Annotated in this window: 24 protein-coding genes; 1 reads left to right on the top strand and 23 read right to left on the bottom strand. The window is 37.6% G+C overall.

Going from position 1 to position 23,213, the window contains the following annotated elements:
- Positions 1 to 171 precede the first annotated feature (171 nt).
- The 10 genes from dinG to ACNQFZ_RS18160 all read right to left on the bottom strand — a co-directional run bounded on the left by dinG (position 172) and on the right by ACNQFZ_RS18160 (position 10,327).
- Positions 172 to 2,970: an ATP-dependent DNA helicase DinG gene (dinG, locus tag ACNQFZ_RS18205; protein WP_458412720.1), complete on the bottom strand. Its 2,799-nt coding sequence runs from the start codon at positions 2,968 to 2,970 to the stop codon at positions 172 to 174.
- Between the two features lie 137 nt (positions 2,971 to 3,107).
- The gene (gene panD / locus ACNQFZ_RS18200; protein WP_458412719.1) at positions 3,108 to 3,494 is read right to left on the bottom strand and encodes an aspartate 1-decarboxylase; all 387 of its coding nucleotides are present in this window, start codon (positions 3,492 to 3,494) and stop codon (positions 3,108 to 3,110) included.
- 12 nt (positions 3,495 to 3,506) lie between these two features.
- Positions 3,507 to 4,352, bottom strand: coding sequence for a pantoate--beta-alanine ligase (gene panC, locus ACNQFZ_RS18195; RefSeq protein ID WP_458412718.1), 846 nt, complete (start codon positions 4,350 to 4,352; stop codon positions 3,507 to 3,509).
- A 3-nt stretch (positions 4,353 to 4,355) separates the two neighbouring features.
- Positions 4,356 to 5,189, bottom strand: a complete 834-nt coding sequence (panB, locus tag ACNQFZ_RS18190) for a 3-methyl-2-oxobutanoate hydroxymethyltransferase (RefSeq protein WP_458412717.1) — start codon at positions 5,187 to 5,189, stop codon at positions 4,356 to 4,358.
- Positions 5,190 to 5,456: 267 nt separating this feature from the next.
- Entirely contained in the window at positions 5,457 to 6,437 is a 981-nt protein-coding gene (locus ACNQFZ_RS18185; RefSeq protein ID WP_458412716.1) for a biotin--[acetyl-CoA-carboxylase] ligase, read from the bottom strand.
- Positions 6,422 to 7,621 carry a CCA tRNA nucleotidyltransferase gene (locus ACNQFZ_RS18180; RefSeq protein ID WP_458412715.1) on the bottom strand — a complete coding sequence of 400 codons (1,200 nt, stop codon included), beginning with the start codon at positions 7,619 to 7,621 and terminating at the stop codon, positions 6,422 to 6,424. Before ACNQFZ_RS18180 ends, ACNQFZ_RS18185 begins: the two co-directional genes overlap by 16 nt.
- 9 nt (positions 7,622 to 7,630) lie before the next feature.
- Positions 7,631 to 8,770: an N-acetyl-alpha-D-glucosaminyl L-malate synthase BshA gene (gene bshA / locus ACNQFZ_RS18175; protein WP_458412714.1), complete on the bottom strand. Its 1,140-nt coding sequence runs from the start codon at positions 8,768 to 8,770 to the stop codon at positions 7,631 to 7,633.
- A 26-nt stretch (positions 8,771 to 8,796) separates the two neighbouring features.
- Entirely contained in the window at positions 8,797 to 9,192 is a 396-nt protein-coding gene (gene mgsA / locus ACNQFZ_RS18170; protein WP_458412713.1) for a methylglyoxal synthase, read from the bottom strand.
- 11 nt (positions 9,193 to 9,203) lie between these two features.
- A complete protein-coding gene (gene dapB / locus ACNQFZ_RS18165; RefSeq protein ID WP_458412712.1) occupies positions 9,204 to 10,004 on the bottom strand; it encodes a 4-hydroxy-tetrahydrodipicolinate reductase in 801 nt (266 codons plus the stop codon).
- 11 nt (positions 10,005 to 10,015) lie between these two features.
- Entirely contained in the window at positions 10,016 to 10,327 is a 312-nt protein-coding gene (locus tag ACNQFZ_RS18160; protein ID WP_458415443.1) for a nucleotide pyrophosphohydrolase, read from the bottom strand.
- 167 nt (positions 10,328 to 10,494) lie between these two features.
- Here ACNQFZ_RS18160 and ACNQFZ_RS18155 point away from each other — a divergent pair, with 167 nt between their 5' ends.
- Positions 10,495 to 11,370, top strand: coding sequence for a YitT family protein (locus tag ACNQFZ_RS18155; RefSeq protein ID WP_458412711.1), 876 nt, complete (start codon positions 10,495 to 10,497; stop codon positions 11,368 to 11,370).
- A 294-nt stretch (positions 11,371 to 11,664) separates the two neighbouring features.
- Here ACNQFZ_RS18155 and ACNQFZ_RS18150 read toward each other — a convergent pair whose 3' ends face one another.
- The 13 genes from ACNQFZ_RS18150 to hisC form a co-directional block, all read right to left on the bottom strand.
- On the bottom strand, positions 11,665 to 12,342 hold the full coding sequence (locus ACNQFZ_RS18150) for a zinc metallopeptidase (protein WP_458412710.1): 678 nt from the start codon (positions 12,340 to 12,342) through the stop codon (positions 11,665 to 11,667).
- An 82-nt stretch (positions 12,343 to 12,424) separates the two neighbouring features.
- Entirely contained in the window at positions 12,425 to 13,201 is a 777-nt protein-coding gene (locus ACNQFZ_RS18145) for a sporulation protein YpjB (protein ID WP_458412709.1), read from the bottom strand.
- A 58-nt stretch (positions 13,202 to 13,259) separates the two neighbouring features.
- Complete coding sequence (lhaT, locus tag ACNQFZ_RS18140; RefSeq protein WP_458412708.1) at positions 13,260 to 13,853, bottom strand: lipoprotein heptaprenylglyceryl N-acetyltransferase LhaT; 594 nt, start codon at positions 13,851 to 13,853, stop codon at positions 13,260 to 13,262.
- Between the two features lie 108 nt (positions 13,854 to 13,961).
- Positions 13,962 to 14,735 (bottom strand): c-type cytochrome, encoded by a 774-nt coding sequence (locus tag ACNQFZ_RS18135; RefSeq protein WP_458412707.1) that lies wholly within the window; start codon positions 14,733 to 14,735, stop codon positions 13,962 to 13,964.
- 31 nt (positions 14,736 to 14,766) lie between these two features.
- Positions 14,767 to 15,441 (bottom strand): menaquinol-cytochrome c reductase cytochrome b subunit, encoded by a 675-nt coding sequence (gene qcrB / locus ACNQFZ_RS18130; protein WP_458412706.1) that lies wholly within the window; start codon positions 15,439 to 15,441, stop codon positions 14,767 to 14,769.
- 14 nt (positions 15,442 to 15,455) lie between these two features.
- Positions 15,456 to 15,953 (bottom strand): QcrA and Rieske domain-containing protein, encoded by a 498-nt coding sequence (locus tag ACNQFZ_RS18125; RefSeq protein WP_458412705.1) that lies wholly within the window; start codon positions 15,951 to 15,953, stop codon positions 15,456 to 15,458.
- Between the two features lie 141 nt (positions 15,954 to 16,094).
- Positions 16,095 to 16,559, bottom strand: a complete 465-nt coding sequence (locus ACNQFZ_RS18120) for a YpiF family protein (protein ID WP_458412704.1) — start codon at positions 16,557 to 16,559, stop codon at positions 16,095 to 16,097.
- Between the two features lie 78 nt (positions 16,560 to 16,637).
- Positions 16,638 to 17,201: a ReoY family proteolytic degradation factor gene (locus tag ACNQFZ_RS18115; protein WP_458412703.1), complete on the bottom strand. Its 564-nt coding sequence runs from the start codon at positions 17,199 to 17,201 to the stop codon at positions 16,638 to 16,640.
- Positions 17,202 to 17,341: 140 nt separating this feature from the next.
- Positions 17,342 to 18,604: a tetratricopeptide repeat protein gene (locus tag ACNQFZ_RS18110; protein WP_458412702.1), complete on the bottom strand. Its 1,263-nt coding sequence runs from the start codon at positions 18,602 to 18,604 to the stop codon at positions 17,342 to 17,344.
- 38 nt (positions 18,605 to 18,642) lie between these two features.
- Positions 18,643 to 19,575, bottom strand: coding sequence for a hypothetical protein (locus ACNQFZ_RS18105; RefSeq protein ID WP_458412701.1), 933 nt, complete (start codon positions 19,573 to 19,575; stop codon positions 18,643 to 18,645).
- An 83-nt stretch (positions 19,576 to 19,658) separates the two neighbouring features.
- Entirely contained in the window at positions 19,659 to 20,945 is a 1,287-nt protein-coding gene (gene aroA, locus ACNQFZ_RS18100; protein ID WP_458412700.1) for a 3-phosphoshikimate 1-carboxyvinyltransferase, read from the bottom strand.
- 12 nt (positions 20,946 to 20,957) lie between these two features.
- On the bottom strand, positions 20,958 to 22,058 hold the full coding sequence (locus ACNQFZ_RS18095) for a prephenate dehydrogenase (protein WP_458412699.1): 1,101 nt from the start codon (positions 22,056 to 22,058) through the stop codon (positions 20,958 to 20,960).
- A 12-nt stretch (positions 22,059 to 22,070) separates the two neighbouring features.
- A complete protein-coding gene (gene hisC / locus ACNQFZ_RS18090; protein ID WP_458415442.1) occupies positions 22,071 to 23,162 on the bottom strand; it encodes a histidinol-phosphate transaminase in 1,092 nt (363 codons plus the stop codon).
- Between the last annotated feature and the right edge of the window lie 51 nt (positions 23,163 to 23,213).

Below are 23,213 nucleotides of genomic sequence, written 5' to 3'. Positions count from 1 at the left end.
TGTAATACATATATGCGCGTCTTACGTATAAAATAGTGATAAGAAATAACATTCTTCGTCACTCGTCTCTTTTCCCATTATAACAAAATGTTTTACCATAGTATTATAAAACGATCTCCTTCCGACACCATAATCGGGGCTTAAAAAGCCCCCTTTTTATGTTCCAGGCTACTACAACCAATCCTGTAATTTTTTTAATAAGTCTTCTGTTTCTTCTTCATAAATTTCAAGAGGTGGCAACGCTTGAATAAACTTTTTCCCGTAGCCTTTTGTGGTAATCCGTCGGTCAAGAACAAATACTGCCCCATGATCGTTTTCCGCACGAATAAGGCGTCCGAATCCTTGTTTAAACCGCAATATTGCTTGGGGTAAAAACAATTCCATAAACGCATTTCTCCCTGACTTTTTCATTGCTTCAGCTTTCGCAGCCATCATACAATCGTCTGGTGGTGAAAAGGGCAGTCTTACAATGACAATGCAGCTTAAATCTTCACCAGGAATATCAATGCCTTCCCAAAAGCTACTTGTCCCAAAAAGAATGGCTTGATCGTGTTGTTTAAAATTTTTCGTGAGCTTGGCACGACTGCCGCTGGAAATCCCTTGACCAATTAGCACGAACCCTTCCGATTTTGAAGCTGCCTTCACAGTGTAGAATGTCTTTTCAAGCATTTCATACGATGTAAATAGAATAAGCATGCGCCCTTTGGTTACTCTGGCAATGGAAATGATTTTTTGGGCAATATCTTCAACAAACACGGCCTGTTCTACGTCTTTAATAGGTGGTACATCAGATGGAAGCATTAGCTTTACTTGGTCTTTATATGAAAAAGGTGATGGTATTTTTTTTGCTATAACTTCAAAATCTAATAACCCTAAGCTCGTCTTAACATATTGAAAAGAATCTTCAACCGCAAGTGTTGCCGAAGTGAGAATGACACTTTGTTTTTTGGAAAATAAGCGGACCGCAAGTGACTCACTAATATCAATATGCTGACTAAATAAATAAGCTGAATTTTGTGCACCCTTAGCTTCAATTTCTAACCATGTCACTTTATTTGCTTCACTTTCAAAAAGTAATTTACAAAGACTTGTTGTCATTTCCTCTAAGGAATGTTTTAGGGAATTGACGTCTTTCAGAATCCCGCTTTCAGCGATTACCTTTTTAACTTCCTTTATTTGAAGTTCATCATAAATGGACGCTAAACCATCTTTTAAATCTTCTAGTTTTTCGATTGCTACAAAAGCATTATTTTTTACTACTTTCCATAATGGGCCATCTTCCTTCGAAACATGGAAGCGATACGTAAGCCGTCCAATTTCATTTTTATTATTCGTATTTTTCGATAAAACATAGGAACGTATACTTCTAAAGAGATCATCAATAATCATTTTAGCTGCCACATATTGTTCCTCGATAGCACTTATTTTTAAAGCTAATGAGTGGTCCACATTTACTATTGACCCAATCCTATGTAAAAGCTCCGTTCCATTGATCAAGCCAATTTGGTTAAGTAATGTTTGAATTGCAAAGTAATCTAATTGAATACCGAAATGTTCTCGGGCAACATCATCAAGATGATGGGCCTCGTCAATCACAAGTTCGTCATAGTCCGGTAATAGAGAATAATTGCTTTTTATATCACTAAGGAGCAAGGCATGATTCGTAATGATGAGATCGGCGTTTTCCGCTTCTTTTCTTTTTTGAAAGTAGTAGCACCTTGAGTACCAAGGGCATTCTTTATTTCTCGAGCATTCTGTATCACACTGTAGTTTATTCCAAAAGATTCTGCCTCCAGATGTAAGATTGAGTTCATCGACATCTCCTGTGGTTGTTTCTGTCAGCCAGACAAGAATTTGTGCTTTCGTAAATACTGTGTCATACGTATCTGACACGGTATTTTCCAAAGAATCTTCAAACCTCCTAAGACAAAGGTAATGATTTCTTCCTTTTAGAACGGTCACATCAAACGAAAAAGGCAATGCTTTTTGCATGATGTTTATTTCTTGATTCATAATTTGTTCTTGAAGATGTGTTGTAAAAGTACTAATGACAACCCTTTTTCCTGATTGTTTTGCGAAAAAAAGCGCTGGAATTAAATACCCAAGTGTTTTTCCCGTGCCAGTCCCAGCTTCAATTAGGCCATGTACATGATGGTCAAAAGCATCATTGATACAATCTATCATTTCCATTTGACCTTCACGGATTTCAAATTTAGAATCTACCCTTTGAAGGTTGGCTAGGATCTCTCTTGAGTCAAACGGTTTGAATTTTACATCATCATGATCTATCCTACTTTTCTTCTCATGTGGTTTAAAAGCAAGACCACGGTATATATCAAATCCCTCATCTTCAATTTGCAATGCCAGTTTTTTTGCTTTTATCATTTCTTGTATAAGGTTCCCCAAACTGCTTTGAAAATGAGGAGCTAAATCTTCTAGTCTTTTCAGGGTGAGAAGCGGAAGACTGTTCAGTTTCTCTAATAAATTCAACAGCAAATGGGCCGTTGCTTCTGCATCGCTATCTGCCCGATGTGGCTGATCATGGTCAATGGCAAAAGTTCGCGCCAATTGGCTTAACTTATAACTATTTAATGATGGAAATAAAAGCCTAGAAAGCTCAACTGTATCAAGTGTCGGGTATTCATCAAACGTAAACCCGCCTGCTTCCAACTCAGCTTTTATAAATGAAAGATCAAAGGGAACATTATGGGCAACAAAATAGGACCCTTCCAGCATCTCCAATAGCATTGGGGCAATCAATGCAAAACTAGGGGCTCTTTTTAACGCCTCATCTTCAATTCCTGTAAACTGTTTAATAAAAGTAGATAACTTCATATTAGGGTTCACAAAGCTTGAAAATCTTTCAATAATTTCCCCATCCTCAATCAGAATAGCACCGATTTGAATGATTTTGTCCGTACCTATTTTGTTGCCAGTTGTTTCAACATCTATAACCATGAAACGATTCATTGTAACACCTCGATTAAAGGACACGACGATACGTTAGTGATTTTTCTTATACTATCTGCTTAAATGTACTAATTTATGATGCAACTAAAAGGCTTTCGCCACAATAAAGCGAAAGCCATCATTGTACAACTATTTTATTATAATACAGTAGATGCCGGTTCGGCATAAATAATTTCTTTAATAGAATTATCTTTTTCATTCATAATCGCAACTTTTGGTTTATGTGCAGCAACTTTGTCCTGTGACACAATTGCGTAAGAAATGATAATGACAATATCATCCGGTTGGACAAGACGGGCGGCTGCACCATTTAAACAAATCACACCACTACCCCTTGGACCCGGAATTACATAGGTTTCAAGTCTCGCTCCATTGTTATTATTAACAATGGCAACTTTTTCATTTTCACAAATTCCAACTGCATCTAAAATATCTTCGTCAATTGTGATGCTTCCAACATAGTTTAAGTTTGCTTCTGTAACACGTGCGCGATGTATTTTGGCATTCATTAATGTTCTAAACAAAGTCTTTTCCTCCTAGACCGTAAACGTTATATTATCGATTAAGCGTGCTTTACTGAATTTCACTGCAATTGCAAGAATCATTTTTCCCTGTGGTTGATCAACTTCCTCTAATTCCGGATAGGAATAAAGCTCTACATAATCGATCTGGCCTGATGTTTTTTCAGTTATCTCTTCTTTTACCAAAGCTTTGATTCGCTCGATATTACTTTCTCCATCAATAATCGTTTGGATTGCTTTTTGTAAGCTTTGATAAAGTACGGGTGCTTCTTTCCGTTCTTGTTCACTTAAATAAACATTACGCGAACTTTTCGCTAGTCCATCTTCTTCACGTACAGTTGCAACAGGAACAAGTTCAATTGGGATATTATAATCCTGTATTAATCCATACACAACGGCAACCTGCTGGGCATCCTTTAATCCGAAATAGGCACGGTCCGGTATAATGATATTAAATAGCTTCACTAAGACTGTGGCTACCCCATCAAAATGACCAGGTCTAGATTTTCCACATAGGACATTAACCCGCTTTGTTACATGAATTGTTGTCGAAAGCTCGACAGGATACATCTCGTTAACTTCCGGATAAAAAACAACATCGACCCCTGCATCTTTTGCTAATGCTTCATCCCGCTCGATATCACGTGGATAGGCTTCAAAATCTTCATTAGGTCCAAATTGCAATGGATTCACAAAAATACTAATGACAACTTTGTCATTATTCTTTTTCGCTTCTTTAATTAAAGTCAAGTGGCCCTCATGTAAAAAACCCATCGTTGGTACATAGCCAATTGTATTTCCTTCTCTTTTGAATTGCTTCGTTAGCTCTTGCATTTGTTTAATTGAAGTGATAACCTGCATTTTCTATTTTCCTCCGTATAAAGACACAAGCTCGTCTTCTTTCATTGTAAACGAGTGATTTTCACTAGGAAATTCCCTGGTCTTTACTTCATTTCTATATTGAGTAATCGCATGCTCGACATTTGCATTCACATTTGCGTATTGTTTTACAAATTTAGGTACATGACCAAAGCCATTTTGAATGACATCATGATATACAAGGACTTGTCCATCTGTTTTATTGCCTGCGCCAATTCCAATTGTTGGAATCGTAAGTTTGGCTGTAATTATTTCGGCAAGTTGTTTTGGAACACATTCCAGAACAAGCATCATCGCTCCTGCTTTTTCAACTTCAATAGCTTCCTTGATCAGCCTTTGCGCTGTTTCTTGGTCCTTGCCTTGCACTTTGTATCCGCCTAAAACACCTACAGATTGAGGTGTAAGTCCGAGATGAGCGACAACAGGCACTCCCGCCGCCGTTAACCGTGAGATTGTAAAAGAGACTTCACCTGCTCCCTCCAGTTTCAAGGCATGTGTTCCGCCCTCCTGCATTAACATCCTCGCATTTTTCATCGTTTCTTCAAACGAAGAATGGTAGCTCATAAACGGCATATCAGTAACGATAAAAGTATTTTTTGCACCGCGGCAAACCGCTTTTGTATGGTGCACCATGTCATGAACAGTTACTGGAATTGTTGAATCATATCCAAGCACAACCATTCCCAGGGAGTCACCGACTAAAATCATATCGACATTAGCTTCTTCAGCAAGTTTGGCAGATGGATAATCATAGGCTGTTAACATAACGATTGGTTCACCATTTGCTTTCATTTTTTGAAAATCTGTTGTAGTTTTCATATTTTCCCTCCGAAAAATGAGATAGAGGGAATGACAACCAAACTAAACTTTCAAACCAAATAAAAAATCTTTCCATACGGAAAGACAGTAGGCAAGAAATTTATTGGTTTATTCATCCCCTGTCCTAGTCCGCTTACGGATCAAGGCAGTTATCACTTCAATTGTTATATTGCCGCTTACGGTGTAGTTCCTATGGATACTACCCGATGTTTGTAGTATATCAGAAATCGGTCTAAAACGGGAGAGATTTTTTATTAATTTGAATTTTTAATTTATTTCAATATCAGCTGAATAAATGCGATGAATCATTTTACTTTCATCCTCTAATAATAAAACACCCTCATTCGTAATACCTAGGGCTTTTCCAACAATTGTATTTGTTAATGTTCTCGCGGTAATTTGTTTACCAATGCTGACGGCATAACTTTCCCACAAATATTTGACCACTCCAAAACCATTTTCTAAGTAATCGAGGTACAAGTCTTCGATTTCCTTTAAAATTGCTTGTAAAATCTTGGCGCGATTCAATTTTTCTCCGCATTCAATTGACAGAGATGTTGCAGTATCTTTAATTGTTTCCTGAAAGCTCTCGGCCTGTTGATTGACATTAATGCCAATTCCAATAATCACCGCATTGATTCGATCCGGTTCAGCCTGCAATTCAGTTAAAATACCGACCACCTTTTTGCCATTAATCAAAATATCGTTCGGCCACTTTATTTCACAGTGTATTCCAGTAGCCGCTTCAATCCCTCTAACAACACCGACAGCAGCTAATAGGGTCAGCTGTGGTGCCTGTTGTGGTGGAATAGTTGGCCTCAAAATCAAACTAAACCAAATCCCAGCATACTTCGGTGAAAACCAAGTGCGATCAAGTCTGCCTTTACCTGTAACTTGTTCTTCGGCAACAACAACCGTCCCTTCAGGAACACCTTCATAGGCAAGTTTATGTGCAACCTTTTGTGTCGATGTAACCGATTCTTCATAATGAACATCTCTGCCTAAATATTTAGTTTGTAAACCAAGCTGGATTTCGTTCCCGCTAATTCTATCCGGTTGTTTGAGAATCCGATAACCCTTTCTTTGAACAGCCTCCATTTCAAAGCCGTCTTTACGCAAATCCTCAATATGTTTCCAAACAGCAGTTCTTGAACAGCCAAGCTTTTCACTAATCAATTGTCCTGATAAAAATTCCCCTTCATACTCCGAAAATAATTTCAATAATTCTTTTCTTATTGAGGATTGCATGTCAAGAGCCACTCCTTTATTTCTGCTTTATTATTTATTACTTCTCCATTAACAACAGCTCTTTCAACCACGGTAATCAAATGAGAAAGCCAGGGCCCTCCTTTTTTATTATACAAGCCCATTAAATCATTACCCGAAACCGCAAGTTCTTTTCTTGAATGGATAGGAAGTCCGTCATAAATCTCTTGAAGCTTCAAAATCATCATCTCTGATTGTTTCTGTTCCAAGATACAATAAATCTTTATACTAGATTTTAATACTGAAAGTCCATATGTATAAACAAAGAATGGTGAAAGTTCGTTATTCTTTTGTAGTTCTGCAATTGCGTTTATATAAGACACACAAGTTTTGATTCGTTCATTTGAGCTTTTCCATTGCTTAAAAAAATGATCAATTTTGTCTATTTTTAGGATTAATATCAACAAAGTCCATAATTCATCAAGATGTAATGAATGATTAGCACAGGCCTCACTAAATTCTATAAGTTCTTCACGTTTATTTGCTAATAGCGGCAAATAATTATAGATTTGGAGCTCGACAATAAGCGAAAGTGCTTTTTTCCGTGCTTTGCCAATCAAAAGTTTTTCAAATTCTATTAATATTCGTTCAACCGATATTTTTTCTAAATAACTGCTATTTTTTTTAATTGATTTTTTTGTATCGTCACTTAATTTAAACTCTAATTGACTGATAAAGCGAAAGGCCCGCATCATTCGGAGTGGATCTTCTAAAAATCTGTCATCTGGATTTCCAACCGTTTGTATGTATTTTTCTTCTAAGTCTTTTTTTCCATCTAAAGGATCAATAATGATCCCATCATAGTCCATTGCCATTGCATTGATTGTAAAATCACGTCTCTGCAAATCTGACTCAAGTGAGGAAACAAATTCGACCTTTGAGGGATGGCGAAAATCTTTATAATCACCATCAACTCGGTAAGTTGTTACCTCATAGCACTCATCATGAAGGACAACAATGACGGTCCCATGCTCAATTCCAACTGGTATTGTCTTTTTAAATAGACTGGTCACATCCTGAGGCAGGGCAGATGTAGCGATGTCTACATCGCCAATCGGACGGCCTAATAGAAAATCACGGACAGAACCGCCGACAAAATATGCTTCATATCCAGCCTTGATTAATGTTTCAATGATTGGTTTTGCTTTTATAAACGGTCCTTCCATGTATATCACTCACTTTTTACTGGATCTTAACATTTTAAAATAAAGCGCTTCATACTGTTCCACTATTTTTTCAGAATGGAAGACTTCTTTCGTTCGCATATAAGCTTGATCACTTATTCTGTTATACAATTCTTCGTTGCTAAGAATCTGGATTGCTTTCTCCGCAACTGCCTTTACGTCTCCTAATTCACAAATAAAACCCGTCACTCCATCTTCAATGACCTCCGGAATGCCACCAATATTCGTGCCAATGCATGGAACCTGACAGGCCATTGCTTCCAAAAGTGTAAGGCCGAAACTTTCTTTTTCTGATAAAAGAAGGAAAAGGTCGCTAATTGATAAAACTTCCTCAATATTTTCTTGTTTACCTAGAAAAAGGACACGGTCTTGTAAACCCTTTTCCTTCACCATACGGGAAACAATGGTAGACTCAGGACCATCACCTACTAGCAGTAGTTTCGCCTTGATTTCCCTTTGAATAAGCGCAAATGCTTCTATAACATCGGGAACTCTTTTCACATGTCTAAAATTGGAAATATGGATGATTACTTTTTCGTCCTCTTGAATCCCGATTTGCCTTTTTAAATACTGACGTTCACGTCGATAATAAACGCGTTCATCAACAAAATTATACACTGTTTCAATCTCTTTATTCGTTTCGACTAATCTATATGTTTCTTCTACAAGATTTTTGGATACAGCCGTTACCATGTCAGATTGTTCAATTCCGAAGCGAATCAGCTCTTGTAATGAAGGATCATGCCCTAAAACAGTAATATCTGTACCATGTAATGTTGTGATTATCTTCAAGGTGTCGCCACCAACCATTTGTTTGGCTAAAAAGGCACTGATTGCATGGGGAATGGCATAATGAACATGCAGTAAATCCAAGTTCTCCCGCTTTGCAACCTCTGCCATTTTACTAGCCAATGATAAATCATAAGGTGGATACTTAAATACAGAATACTGATTGACATCGACTTCATGAAAATATAAATTGGGATACCATCTATTTAATCGGAAAGGAATACTAGAAGCTATAAAATGGATTTCATGGCCTCTTTCAGCTAATAGCATTCCTAGCTCAGTTGCAACAACCCCGGATCCTCCAACAGTCGGATAACATGTAATACCAATTTTTAACTTCATTTGTAAACCTCTTTTTATTTAAAGTATCAATCATCAATTGTTCTCCAAGCGAAATCACCACGTTCTAGGCCATGAATTAGCACTTCAGCTGTTCCCATATTCGATGCAAGCGGTATATTATAAACATCACAAAGTCGAAGCAATGCACTCACATCTGGTTCATGTGGCTGTGCCGTTAGCGGGTCTCTAAAAAAAACTACCAAATCCATATCATTATCAGCTATCATTGCGCCAATTTGCTGGTCACCGCCTAGTGGTCCAGATTGGAAGCAATGCACCTGTAATCCCGTTGCCTCCATAATCTTTTTCCCTGTCGTACCTGTTGCATATAATGAATGATTTTTAAAAATAACTTTGTACGCTGATACGAATTGTATCAATGCTTCTTTTTTATTGTCATGAGCAATTAAAGCAATATTCATGAAATCACCCCCTACTCAATGATGTTTTCAAGCCCATAGACTAAGACATCAAGATTCACGACTGTCTCAATCGCTAGTTTCACACCTGACATAAAAGAAGAGCGGTGCAATGAATCATGGCGAAGCGTTAATATTTGTCCATTTCCACCAAATAAAACTTCTTGGTGAGCTACTAGACCCGGAAGTCGAACACTATGGATGCGCATGCCGTTCATATTGGCGCCTCTTGCACCTTGAATAGTCTCTTTTTCATTTGGATGCCCTTGTTGTTTTTCTTCACGTGTACGTGAAATTAACTCAGCTGTTTTAATAGCAGTCCCTGATGGGGCATCAAGTTTTTGGTCGTGATGCTGTTCAATAATTTCAACATCTGGAAAATATTTCGCAGCCATTTGCGCAAATTTCATCATTAACACTGCGCCAACCGCAAAGTTCGGGGCAATAATGACACCTATTCTTTTATCCTCCGCTGTTTTTGCCAATTCCTTTAATTCTTGTTCATTGAAACCTGTTGTTCCTACAACCGGACGGATCCCGTACGCCAATGCAGCTTCAGTATGCTTTCTGCCGATTTCCGGTGTTGTTAAGTCCAAAAGAACATCTGCCTGAATTTCTTTAAAACATTTTTCAGCATCTTCATATATAGGGGCATCAATTGCCGGCAATCCTTCAATATCTGAAACGAGTTTCCCCCCATTTTTACGGTCAATCGCAGCTGCTAGTTCAAAATGTTCAGTTTCCTTGATAAGCTTTAATGCCTCCATCCCCATTTTTCCGCGTGGTCCGGCCAAAATAATTTTAATGTTTTCCATTGGTTCTCCCCCTACTCCTTTCTTGTCCATCGATCTTTATCGCGCGTATTAAATTTATTCATTACTAAATCAAAGGATTCCTCTAGGCTGATGTTTAATGAGTTTGCAAAACAAATTAACACAAAAAGAAGATCGCCAAGCTCTTGTTCAACAGTTTTTTCTTCTTCATCATTTTTTTTCGGTTTTTCACCATAATAATGATTAATTTCTCGGGCAAGCTCTCCTAGTTCCTCTGTTAAACGCGCTAACATGGCCAAAGGACTAAAGTATCCTTCTTTAAATTGACTTATGTATTGATCAACTTCCTTTTGCATTTCCTCCATTGTTTTTTGCTTCAAATACTGTTCACCTCTTTTATTTTTTATGTTAGCTAAATTTAGGCATTTTGACAAACTTTACTCTTTCTTATTTTAGAAAACTAGAGTAATTCTTCACATTTTTTCCAAACTAATCTATAATGGTTATGTTTTTCTATCAAGGGGGCTTTGAGATGAAAATTACAATAAAACTAAAGAATGTCTTCTTCATATTACTTGGTGCGGCGATCCTTTCCTTTGGTCTTGTCTATTTTAATATGGAAAATAATTTAGCCGAGGGCGGGTTTACAGGAATAACCTTGCTATTATATTTTTTATTTAAAATTGACCCATCTATCACAAATCTCGTTCTCAACATCCCATTATTTTTTATTGGCTGGAGATTTTTGGGTAGGACTACCTTTATTTATACGATTCTTGGAACTGTAAGTGTATCCATCTTTTTATGGATATTCCAACGCTATCGTCCCTTTTCGATACCACTCCATGATGATTTAACACTTGCTGCCCTGTTTGCCGGTGTTTCTATTGGATCGGGGTTAGGGATTATTTTTCGCTACGGGGGAACAACAGGCGGTGTCGATATCATTGCTAGACTAGTTAATAAGTATATCGGCTGGAGTATGGGGAAAACGATGTTTATGTTTGATGCCTGTGTAATCACAACATCGTTAATCTTTTATTTATCCTATCGTGAAGCGATGTACACACTTGTGCTTGTTTTTGTAAGTGCGAAGGTGATTGATTTCATGCAAGAAGGAGCCTATTATGCCAAAGGGGCAATGATTATTTCTGAGAAAAGTGCGGACATTTCGAATCAAATCATGCAAGATATGGGCCGCGGGGTAACGGTTTTAAAGGGGATGGGGAGCTTTACCAACCAGGAGAGAAATGTCCTTTACTGTGTTGTGGGCCGCAATGAAATTGTCAAGCTGAAAGGGATTATTAACTCTGTTGATCCCCATGCATTTGTATCGGTCAGCGATGTTCATGAGGTACTTGGAGAAGGGTTTACGTTGGATGAAAATAAGAAACCATTAGAGAGATAGAGCATAATTCTTGATAAAGGCAATTCCATCAGCCGTTTATTGCTTCCTAAAGTGATTGGACAATCCGTAAATGTTGTGTAAAGCAAGTTTTTATGCGGACACGAATAAACATCTGGGTATTTCAAGGAAGCGAGACTATATTCGTGTTGGTCCGCATAAAAACTTAGAAAACAGTCTAACCTTTCATTCGAGCGTTGTCCAATCAAACTCGGTCGCAATAAACGATTGATGGAATTTAACTTTCACAACAAAAAGGCTGACGCAGTGTCAGCCTCTACTTTATGTGGTTACTCTTTAGTCCTCGTCACTAAATAAACCTGTATACATTAATAGCATACGAACAAGTTCCATGACTGCTACTAATGCAGCAGCAACATATGTTAATGCAGCAGCACTTAAAACTTTGCGTGTTTCTCTTTCTTCATTATTACGAATCACACCTGCTGCTACAATTTCATCCATTGCGCGACTAGACGCATTAAATTCCACTGGTAACGTTACAACTTGAAAAAGTACGGCTGCAGCCATACAAACAATTCCTAGTAATAAAAATCCACTTATATGTGCAAAAATCCCAATCATAATTAAAATCCAAGAAAGATTAGATCCTAAATTCGCCACAGGCACTAAAGCATGTCTAAATCTTAAAAACGCATAATCATGTGCATCCTGAATAGCATGGCCCACCTCATGCGCTGCAACAGCTGCCCCGGCTACAGATGCCCCGTGATAATTGCTGGATGATAAGCGCACTGTTTTTGAACGTGGATCATAGTGGTCTGACAAAATCCCATGTGTTTCTTCAACCCTCACATGATACAGTCCATTATTATCCAAAATTGTTCTAGCAACTTGTGCACCAGTCATTCCTGAAGAAGCAGGAATTTGAGAATATTTGCGATATGCACCCTTCACTTTCATTTGTGCCCATAACGGGATGAGGATGATTATTGCAAAATAAAGTAGAAACATCCTTTCCATTCCTCCATAAAAAATATTTGTTATTCATATTGTATTGAATGGTCAAATTTTAGTCAATTAATAACCACTTCACTTATCGGTCACGATATTTTATGATGGTAATTTTTTCAGCCGTATATTTTTTTAGAGAAACATATAGTAATGCTGCAAAAATAATAGACCCTGATGTAATCATCACCCAAATCAAAGAGGGGTCGGTCACATCTTCAATAGTTTTACCAAAGAGTTTATACATATCCTTTTCCATAATCTTTAAATGCTCTTCCTTATTTTGTGTAGTTACGCGGTCATAAGTAGCAAGGAAGCGGATATGGGAGTCTAATCTTGATATAATATCTGGGTCAAGAGCAATAACTAAAGATGGGTAAATGGTATCGATGTTCATTGAAAATGAATTAAACTGAAACTTGAATGTTTCCATATCATTGTCTAATGCGGCATCCTTCATTTGCTCAAAACTAGCCAATACTTCCTGTTCCATCCCCTTCCATAAAGGCTGGTGCTCAGAATGTAAAGCATCCAAGGCAAGCCGGAGGCGGGTTACTTTTCGTACTCTTTCTTGGTGTTCTAAAGAAACGGCTGTTAATGCATTTATAGCTTCGATGGTACTAATTGAGATTACACGCAAATCATTCATGGTGATATGATTTTCCTTTGGATATGTTTTGATAAACTGATCAGAAAACGTCTCCAGCTCTTGTTTTGCCTCTACATATTTTTGCTGTTTTGTAAGCATTAGGGCTTGGTCTGTCATTTTATCTAAATAAGTCCAGGCTTCATTATTGGCATATGTCATTTGTGGAATAAACAAATAGAAAAAAATCATCGGTAATAAAATCTTCCTTATCATCACTTGCTCCCCCCATTGTTTTGTATGAGTTTATGAGGGAAGGGACAAGAGTAGAACCTTAGAACAATGATGTTTGATAATGCTTGTCTCTAAGGCATAACCAGTATGTAATAAAAATCGATGCAATACTTAGCCAAAATGTAAAATACCCAATTTGCGCTGTAAAATCATGTAACATGCCATATCTAGGCATCATGCCGAATACATAATCGATGACATCATTATGCAAGGTCCAAATAGCGGCAATTACTAAATGCCAAGCCTTTATACGATAATAGGAGGCAAATAAAAGCCCTTCAACAGCCATTGCAAAATGCGAAGCAATTAACATATAACCATCCAAAGGCAAATACCCTTGTACCTTTAAAACCAATACGTTCATCACGACCGCCCATATTCCATATTTAAAAAGAGTAACAATGGCCAAAGCTTCAATCAGCGGCCAATTTCTTCTTAATAAAAAGGCGAATAAAACAAACACAAAAAATAAACTTGCAGTGGGACTATCAGGTACAAAGATTAGAAATTTTGTTGGGGTGTCTGCCAATTGCCATCCATACCAAATATAACCCCAAATAGTACCAATGATGTTGATTAATAATAATAATAATAAAATCGAACGATGCCCTAAAAACTGAATCAATAGTTTCATCCACTCAACTCCGAAATATAGTTATTACTCTTATTTTATCAAAAAATGTAAAAAATGAAAAAGCTGGCCTTCTCTTGAAGGTCAGCTTTTTTCATTAATAATATGAAATTACTTACCACTTAAACCATGAATAAATTCAGAAAGTTGTTTAAGTTCTTCGTCAGTACCTTTGAACATTCCTGGAGGCATTGTATTCCGTCCATTTTTCGCAATATTAGCGATTTCATCTGCTGATAACGTTTTACCAGTTTCTGTTAATGCAGGAGCTGCTGCACCACCAGTCAAGTCAGTACCGTGACAGTTTAAACATCCATTTTTCTCCATAACTTTATAGCCAGGGTCCTCTTTATCAAATTCAACTGTTTTCTTAATTTCACCTTGCTTAGCTGCTGCTGCCCAGTCATGGGTTGCTACAGATTGCCATGTTAAGAAAATAGTTCCTGCCAATGCTAGCAACATTAAACCTGTTGCAACTGGTCGTTTTGATGGACGGCGTTCTGGACCCCTGTCCAAAAATGGTGCTAAAAGTAATGAACCAAATGCTAGACCAGGAATAATCATCGCACCGATTACTGTGTAAGGACCTGATGCATATTCATATTTAAGTAATTGATATAAGAACAAGAAATACCAGTCTGGTAATGGAATATAGCTTGTATCTGTTGGATCAGCTATACGCTCTAATGGTGATGGATGGGCGATCGTTAAACAAAGATAACCCACTAAAAATACAGATCCAATCAACCATTCTTTTAAAAGGAAATTCGGCCAGAATGCTTCCGTTTTCCCTGGATATTCGGAATAGTCTTTTGGTATATTAGGTTTTCTCTCTGCAGGTACACGAGAATCCCCAACAAATTTCATACCTTTTCCGCGATGCATCGTCTTCCCTCCCTTATGTTACATATGTATTTTACAATGGACCCGAAATACCTTGCTTTCGAATCATTACGAAATGGGCAGCCATTAAGCCAAATAAACATGCAGGCAGGAAGAATACATGGATTGCGAAGAAACGAGTTAATGTTTGGGCACCAACAATTTCAGGGCTACCTGCTAATAATGTTTTAATATAAGGTCCAAGTAATGGAACAGCCTCTGCAATCTGTAAACCTACCTTTGTTGCAAATAACGCTTTCATATCCCATGGTAATAGGTATCCTGTAAAACCAAGACCTAACATCATGAAGAATATTAATACACCTACAACCCAGTTTAATTCACGTGGCTTCTTATAAGCCCCTTGGAAAAATACACGTAATACGTGTAAAAACATCATAACGATTACTAAACTTGCTCCCCAGTGATGCATTCCGCGCACAATTACACCAAATGCAACTTCATTTTGCAAGTAATATACTGATTCCCAAGCATTTTTAATATCTGGAACATAGTACATTGTTAAGAACATTCCAGATAATACTTGGATGACGGTAATAAAGAATGTAAGACCGCCAAAGCAGTATACAAATGCTGAGAAGTGATGTTCTGGATTAACATGCTCAGGCACTTCATGGTCAGCAATATCACGCCACAGCGGCGTAATATCTAAACGCTCGTCTACCCAATCATAAATTTTATTAAGCATCTATTACGCCCCTCCTATGCTCGTGGTCTAGCTTTACCTAGATATAAAGTTCCGCCATCAACTTTGTAATCATAAAGATCCAATGGTGCAAGCGGTGGTGTGCCTGGTACGTTTGTTCCATCTTTTTCATATTCCCCACCATGACATGGGCAATAGAATTTGTTTGGCACTTTTGGATCATTCCATGTTACTGTACAGCCTAAATGTTTACATACTGGTGACATTGCTTGAATGCTTCCGTCGTCATTTTTATAAACCCAAGCTGACATCGTAACTTCTGACTCATACCATGCATCGACTTGATTAACTTTAAAGTCAAAACGTTGCGGTTCACTTGTTAGCTTAGATTCCTCAACAACTGCTACAAGTTCACCTTTAGAAGCTGGCTTTAAAACTGGGTCAATTGCAAAACGAAGCATTGGTGTAAGCATGCCTGCCGCCATAAATCCGCCCACACCTGTTAGTGTGTAACTAAGAAATTGACGTCTAGTTACTTGATTTCCCTTACTCATTATCTTCCCCCCTCTATTAAAGGATAGTCCATCCCGGACAAATCATTTATAAACACACATATTACTAGGACATAACCATGATAGCGCAAACTTGTCCATTGGTCAATAACATCATGTCGAATTTCGGGTTGAAAATAACGATTAATCCGCACTTTTCCACAGATTCATCACAATTGATTGAATTTGTTTTAATTGTGATTTCATTAGTTGTTCTATGTACTTTTTATCCAGATCATTTAAAGCAATAGAAGGAAGCCATACTAAGCTGGCATGAAGGTCCTTTTCATTAAGTTTCCAATCGGAATCAGAGGTAAGGAGTAAGACATGTTTAACACCATCACCCAATAAAGCACTATTCCATTTGTTAATCCGTTCGATTAAGCTTTCTGTATCCTCTTGTTTTAAATATGTAAATGCCGGCAAAACAATGATTCTACCTTTATATTCTCTTTCTAGCTCTATCGATAGTATAGAAATAAATTCACCCATCTCACAGATTGGAACAGCATCATCATGTAATGAGATTGGTATAAGGGGAATCACTGCTGTATCAATAAATTCCCTCGATTTTATGTACATTTCAACATCTGACCTTGTCCACTTCATTCTCTTATTCTCTCCTTAATATCCCATATTTTATATACTTTCATTAAAACATGTTTTGAAGCAAAAAAAAACCTTCCTCTAGACCGAGGAAGTATTTTGGCACTCCAGCAATGAATTTAATTGTGCTGAAAGAAACATAAACTTATTAAAATCGAGGCTATCTAAAGCATCATCAATTTGCTGTAACAGCTTATCCTTTTGAAAGGATAATAATGATTCTTCCAGAAACCTTTGAGCCAACTGCTGGTCTTTTTCATTAATTTGAAGATGGTTTGGGATAAACTTATTTTCCTCCAAAACAGCAACATAATGTGTACAAGTAAAGGAGGCTTTAAAATTAAGTTGAATATAGATGTCTTGATCACGATTTAAGCGAATGTCATGAAAGGATTTTTCAGCATCTGTAGTCATCACATTATCCTTATAAAACCGAAACGGTACATCGTCAACGCAATGAGTAGACATAATAATCCCTCTTGGACAATATTCAGCTTGTTCAACAAAATGAACATTTTTCATTAATTGATCATGACTCATCAAATAATTCAATATCCAAACGCATTCCCGCCTTTTTAACTGATAATGATTTAAAAACCAGCGCACAAATTCTTTCTTTTCATTGACAGATACAGGGGTTGCCAAAGAATATCCCTCCTCTATCGTTTTCTTCTCTCCTTAATAAATTTCTTTAATAAATGTTAAAAATCCTGCTTACATAATCAAAATTCTTTAAATAAGGTTCAAAATCCTGCTTAAATCGCTAGACAAATTCCTACAAAAGACTACCATTCTTCCAAACGCAGCAGCTCTTCCTCAATTTCTGTCTTAGTTGAATCCAGTTCGAGAATTCGTTTGAACATTGCTTTCGCCTTTTTTTGATCTCCATCCTCTAGAAGAAAATAACCAAAATCCTCAAGAAACTGAATATTGTCTTTGAAATAAGTATATGCATTCTCATAGTGATTTAATGCATCTTTATTAGAGTCTAAATGTTTTTTTGCCGTAGCAAGATCCCACTCGAATTGCGGATCGTATTCATCATTTTCGATTGCTTTCTGAAGATGGTGAATAACCTCTTCATACTGTTCTTGAAAAAGATAGTAGCTTGAAAGCAAATTGATGGCTTCGATATATCCCGGATCAATCTCAATTGCCTTTAACAAATACTCCTCCACATCTTCAAGCATTTGCAGCTTCATCGCCAGTCTTGCTGCAAACACAAGTAATTCCTTAAAATTCGGATTATATTTTAAGCCAATACTCGCAGCATCATAGCTCTCGTTAAGTGCACCAATATGTTCGTATGCTTTTGCTAAATAGAGATATAGGGATATGTATTCTGGGTCTAGTTCCTTCAACTCGTTCCATTTTGCAATGGCAAGCTCATATCTTTCGAGCTGAAAAGCAGTAAATCCATAATTAAATAAGCTGTTAATTTCTAATTTATCTTGAAGTCCTCTTTCATAGCTTTCCAGGGCTTCCTCAAATTGACCGGAATGTACAAAAGCGTCAGCTAGTAAAAGGTGTATATTTAAATGTTCTATTTCAATTTTTGAGCTTATAAGCTTTTGGAAAAAAGGAATTGCTTGTTTGTACTCACCAATATCTGAATAAAATTGGCCTAGACCAAGGTCGATCAATGCTTCATTTGGTGCTAAGCTTTTTGCTTTCAATAGCTTCTGCTCTGCCGCTTCATCAAGGCCCTGCATCTGAAACATATCCGCCATGAGAATGAGAGCCTGGAGGTAGGCAGGATCACCTTCTTTAATTTCTTCAAGGTAATCTAAAGCATCGCTCTCTTCATCCTGTTCAATGGCAATCTCAGCAGCATAAATATAAAGCTGTCCCTCATCAGGATAATATTCAAGCAACTCCTCGATAATGGTTTTCGCTTCATCCAAAAATCCCCATTCTAAATATAAATCAGCAATCATCAATTTTTCCTCATGATTTGCATTTGCTATAAGACTATGTAAATATTGAAGTCCTTTATTTATTTCTCCATTTTCAACTAACTGTATAGCTTCCTGTAGCTTCTTGTCCATTATTGTAACTCCTTTAACCAAAATGAAGCCCACCACCATTAGTTTGTGGGGTGGGGTCTATATCCAACTGTTTCAATTGCAGCAAAAAGGCCCGGTAGCTTAATGATTAATTCTTGTCCAAATCCGGGGAGAAAATTCACTTTATCATTCACCTTTAATACTTTTCCTTTATGAACAGTAATCAACGGTTCAATTTTATCATAATCAAGTTTGTTTTTTTCTTCAACTTCTGGCTCTTCCAGAGGAAAAGCATATAAATTATAATCAAGATCATTGCCAATTAACAGTTCTCCTTTTTTAGGATAAATTCCAATTTGTTGTCGGATTGCTTTTGGAACTGGACGGAAATCAATTGGAAAATTGAGATATGTAGGAATATTATGAAGAATTGCCTTCTCCTCCCATATCTGCTTTCGTATTTTTAATTCCTTTTTATCCCCAATATTCCACAAGGGATAAATCGGGATTTGAAATTGAAATTGGGCCTCGCGAATCCAGCCCCATGGAATACAATGAATATTTGTATCTTCATTTACGTCTGCGAGAATATATGGGATTTTTTGCCTTTTACATAATCTAATGATGGAGGGTGTGAGTTTCTCTGCTGCTATGCGGATTCCGATTACAAAATCAATCGTACTATTAATCATTGAATGTCTTGCCGCTCGAACTTTATTTTCAAATTCACTTTCATAAGGGATTTCACAAGGAACCAATACCGTTGTACACCCCTTTGTCACGAGCTTAACAAGTTTACTTTTATAGTCTTCTAGTTTTTTGCTATTTACCAACTGAAAATCTAGATACACATGCCCAGGTGTCATTATATAATCCGAAGCTTTCATCCGCATTCCTTGATATTGCTTCAGTGACCTTCCATAATGACTTATTTTGTGATCGTGAATAAGAAAAGAACTTATTGTAATTCCTTCTTCCGAAACAACATTGGCACCCTCAATAATATAATTCAAAATAAAATGCCCCCCTTACCATGCTTGTACAAATTTCTTAACAACAAGTTATGATAAGAAGAGACATTATAGAACTTCTATTACTAAACTAATTGAGTTAAATGATCAAAAAAGTTGGGATAGGAGACTGCAATTGACTCTGCATTTTCGAGCCTTGTTTCAGAGGTGGCAATAAGCGCTGCGATTGCCAGCATCATTCCAATGCGATGATCACCATAGGTTTTGACATCCGCCCCGTGTAACGGAGATTTCCCTTCAATAATCATCCCATCATCGGTTGCTTCAATGATTGCCCCCATTTTTCTAAGCTCGGTTACAACAGTGTCAATACGGTTCGTTTCTTTAACTTTTAATTCTTCAGCATCCCGAATGATTGTTTTTCCTTCCGCTTGAGTAGCAAGGAGCGCAATAATCGGTATTTCATCAATTAAAGTCGGAATAATATCACCGCTTATTTCTATTCCTTTTAACTCTGATGTTGATATTGTTAAGTCGGCAACTGGTTCTCCGTTAACAGTTCGCTCATTGGTAAGACTTAAGGTTGCTCCCATCCTTTCAAGGACGGTTATTATTCCGATTCTAGTTGGATTCATACCGACATTTTGAAGGGTAATTTCACTATTTGGTACAATCGCTCCAGCCACTAAGAAAAAGGCAGCTGATGAAATATCTCCGGGTACCTCAATCGTTGTAGCCGTAAGCTGCTGACCGCCTTCAATTGAAACCGATAAGCCATTACGATTTATCTTTACTCCGAAGGCTTCCAACATTCTTTCCGTGTGATCCCTAGATAGAGCTGGTTCTGTCACAGTTGTTACACCTTTTGAGGCTAGTCCTGCGAGAAGAATGGCTGATTTCACTTGTGCGCTTGCTACAGGTGAGTTATATTCAATACCCACCGTATTTCCACCCCTAATTGATAAAGGCGTGTACATACCATTTTCACGTCCATCGATAACAGCCCCCATCTGTCTCAGGGGTTTTGTTACTCTCCCCATCGGTCTTTTAGCGATGGACTCGTCACCAATTAAAACCGAATGAAACGGTCTCGTAGCTAAGATGCCCAGCATTAATCTAGTTGTCGTTCCAGAATTGCCAACATCTAGTATTTCCTTCGGTTCTTGCAGATGATTCATTCCAGCTGATTCAATTTCAACATAGTCATTCATCTGGTTAATTTTCACACCCATTTTTCGAAAACAATTAATCGTACTCAAACAATCCTCACCAGGTAAAAAGCCGGTAATCGTTGTTTTCCCATTGGCAAGAGCCCCAAACATGACCGCCCGATGTGAAATCGATTTATCACCGGGAACTTGAATAACCCCGTTTAAACTAGAAACATCCGTTACTAATTGTTTTGTTGACAAAGAAACACATCCTTACATTTCGATAAATGATTCGTATTTATGCTCTGCTAGACAAGCTTGAGCTCTTTTTCGATCCTCTTCGTTACGGAAGCTGAGTCTTAAGACCCCCATGATATCTTCCCTAACTTCAATAATTCTAATATTCGTTATGCTTATTTCCTCTTTCGCTAAGATACCAGTTACTACGGAAATACTACCAGGGTGATCCGGTACATCTACATATAAATCGTAAAAGGACGGGATGGCCCCTTTTTGTTTAACCGGTAAACAATCACGGAACTCCTTCGCTTCCTTAAAATATGCATATATCCCGTCACTATCCATAGAATCAATCAATTCTTTGACATGCTCCATCTCATGCCGCCATCTTTCTAAAAGCTCAAGCAGAATTTCTTTATTATGAAGCAATATGTCGCGCCACATGACCGGACTGCTTGAGGCAATTCTCGTAATATCCCTAAACCCTCCGGCAGCCAAGCTTGAAACCGTTGAATCCTGTTCATCTAAAGTAGCCACCTGATGGACAAGACTGGCAGCAACAATATGTGGAAAATGGCTGATGGCCCCTGTAAATTGATCATGCTCCTTAGGCGTTAAAATTAAAAAGTTTGCCTTTGTCCCTTGCAACCATTCTTTCAGCTCGATAATTTTAGCCTCTTCGATACCATTTTCAGGTGTTAGGATATAATAAGCATTTTCAAACAAATGCGGTCTTGCCGCACTGACACCGCTTTTGTGGGATCCCGCCATAGGATGACCGCCAATAAAAGTGATACCTTTAGTAAGCAAAAGCCTGGCCTTTTCCATGATTTGTTGTTTTGTGCTGCCGACATCTGTAATGATAACGGATGGTTTTAGATCCATTTCGGACAACTCTTCAATAATGAGTTCTGTTTGCTGTACCGGGGCCGAGATAATAATAAGATCCGCTTCTTTGGCCCCATTCGCAATAGACTCCGCCGATTCATCAATAACATTCAATGTTTTAGCTAAACCAAGCCGTTCTTCATTGATTTCATAGCCAATGACTATACAATCATGGCTACGTTTTATCGCTAAAGCAATCGAACCGCCAATTAAACCAAGCCCGATTACAAATACTCTTTTCTTCAAAAAAGGATCCCCCTAACGTGATCCATCAAGCATTTCCGTTAAAGCTTGAATGACTTCCTCATTTTCTTGACGGCTACCAACGGTGATTCGAACGGATGTTGGGTAACCCAGTGCTGCACCTGAGCGGACAATGAAGCCTTTTCTTAATAAGTAGTCAAATATTTCCTGCCCGGAGCGTTTGAAATCAATAAGAATGAAATTCGATTGAGATGGAAAATAATCCAATTCCCGTTCTTTACAAAATTGATAAAATTGCTCGAGGCCTTCACGATTTGCTTTCACACAAGATTTAATAAAATCTTGGTCATCAACAGCTGCAGTAATTGCGGCTTGAGCAATTCTAGAAGTATTAAAAGGACCTCTTGCAGGGTCTAATGCCGTAATTAGCTCAGGATTTCCTACACCATATCCTACGCGGAGGGCAGCAAGTCCATAAGCTTTTGAAAATGTTCGTAAGATTAATAAATTAGGATAATCCTTTAATAGTGATAATGTATTTGGATAATCCTCAGCAACAACATATTCTTTGTAGGCTTCATCCATAACAATCAACACATGATCCGGCACTTTATCAATAAAAGGAAGTAGTTTATCTTCTGGAATATACGTTCCAGTTGGATTGTTTGGATTACATATCCATACAATTTCGGTATTTTCGTCAATTGCCTCTAGCATTCCGTCTAAATCATGCTCACCGTTGATATTTTCAATCATACGGACTTCTGCTCCTTGTAGGATGGCATTGTGGCTATACTGGGAAAAAGACGGATTTGCCATAACTGTATTCTTACCAGGTGCTAAAAGGGCTGTACAAAGGATGGCGATAAGCTCATCAGATCCATTTCCAAAAATAAGCTGGTTTTCTTCCACGCCGATAAATCCAGCAACTTTTTCACGCAAATTTCTAGCATATCCATCAGGATAAAGTGCTAATTCATCTAAACTTGCTTTAATAGCTTCTTTAGCCTTTTCAGAACATCCAAAAGGATTTTCATTAGATGCCAATTTTGTAATTTTGTTCAGCCCGAGTTCCCTTTTGACTTCTTCAATCGGCTTACCAGGCTGATAAGAAGTTAAACCAACTAGTTGTTCTTTCACTTTTATTTTCATGAAGACCCCACCATTTCTAGTATATTTAAGATAAATTTGTTATTA

This window comes from Schinkia acidoalkalinis (assembly GCF_054301215.1).
Note: the sequence above shows the minus strand (reverse complement) of the source record. Positions and strands in the feature narration are given on the sequence as shown.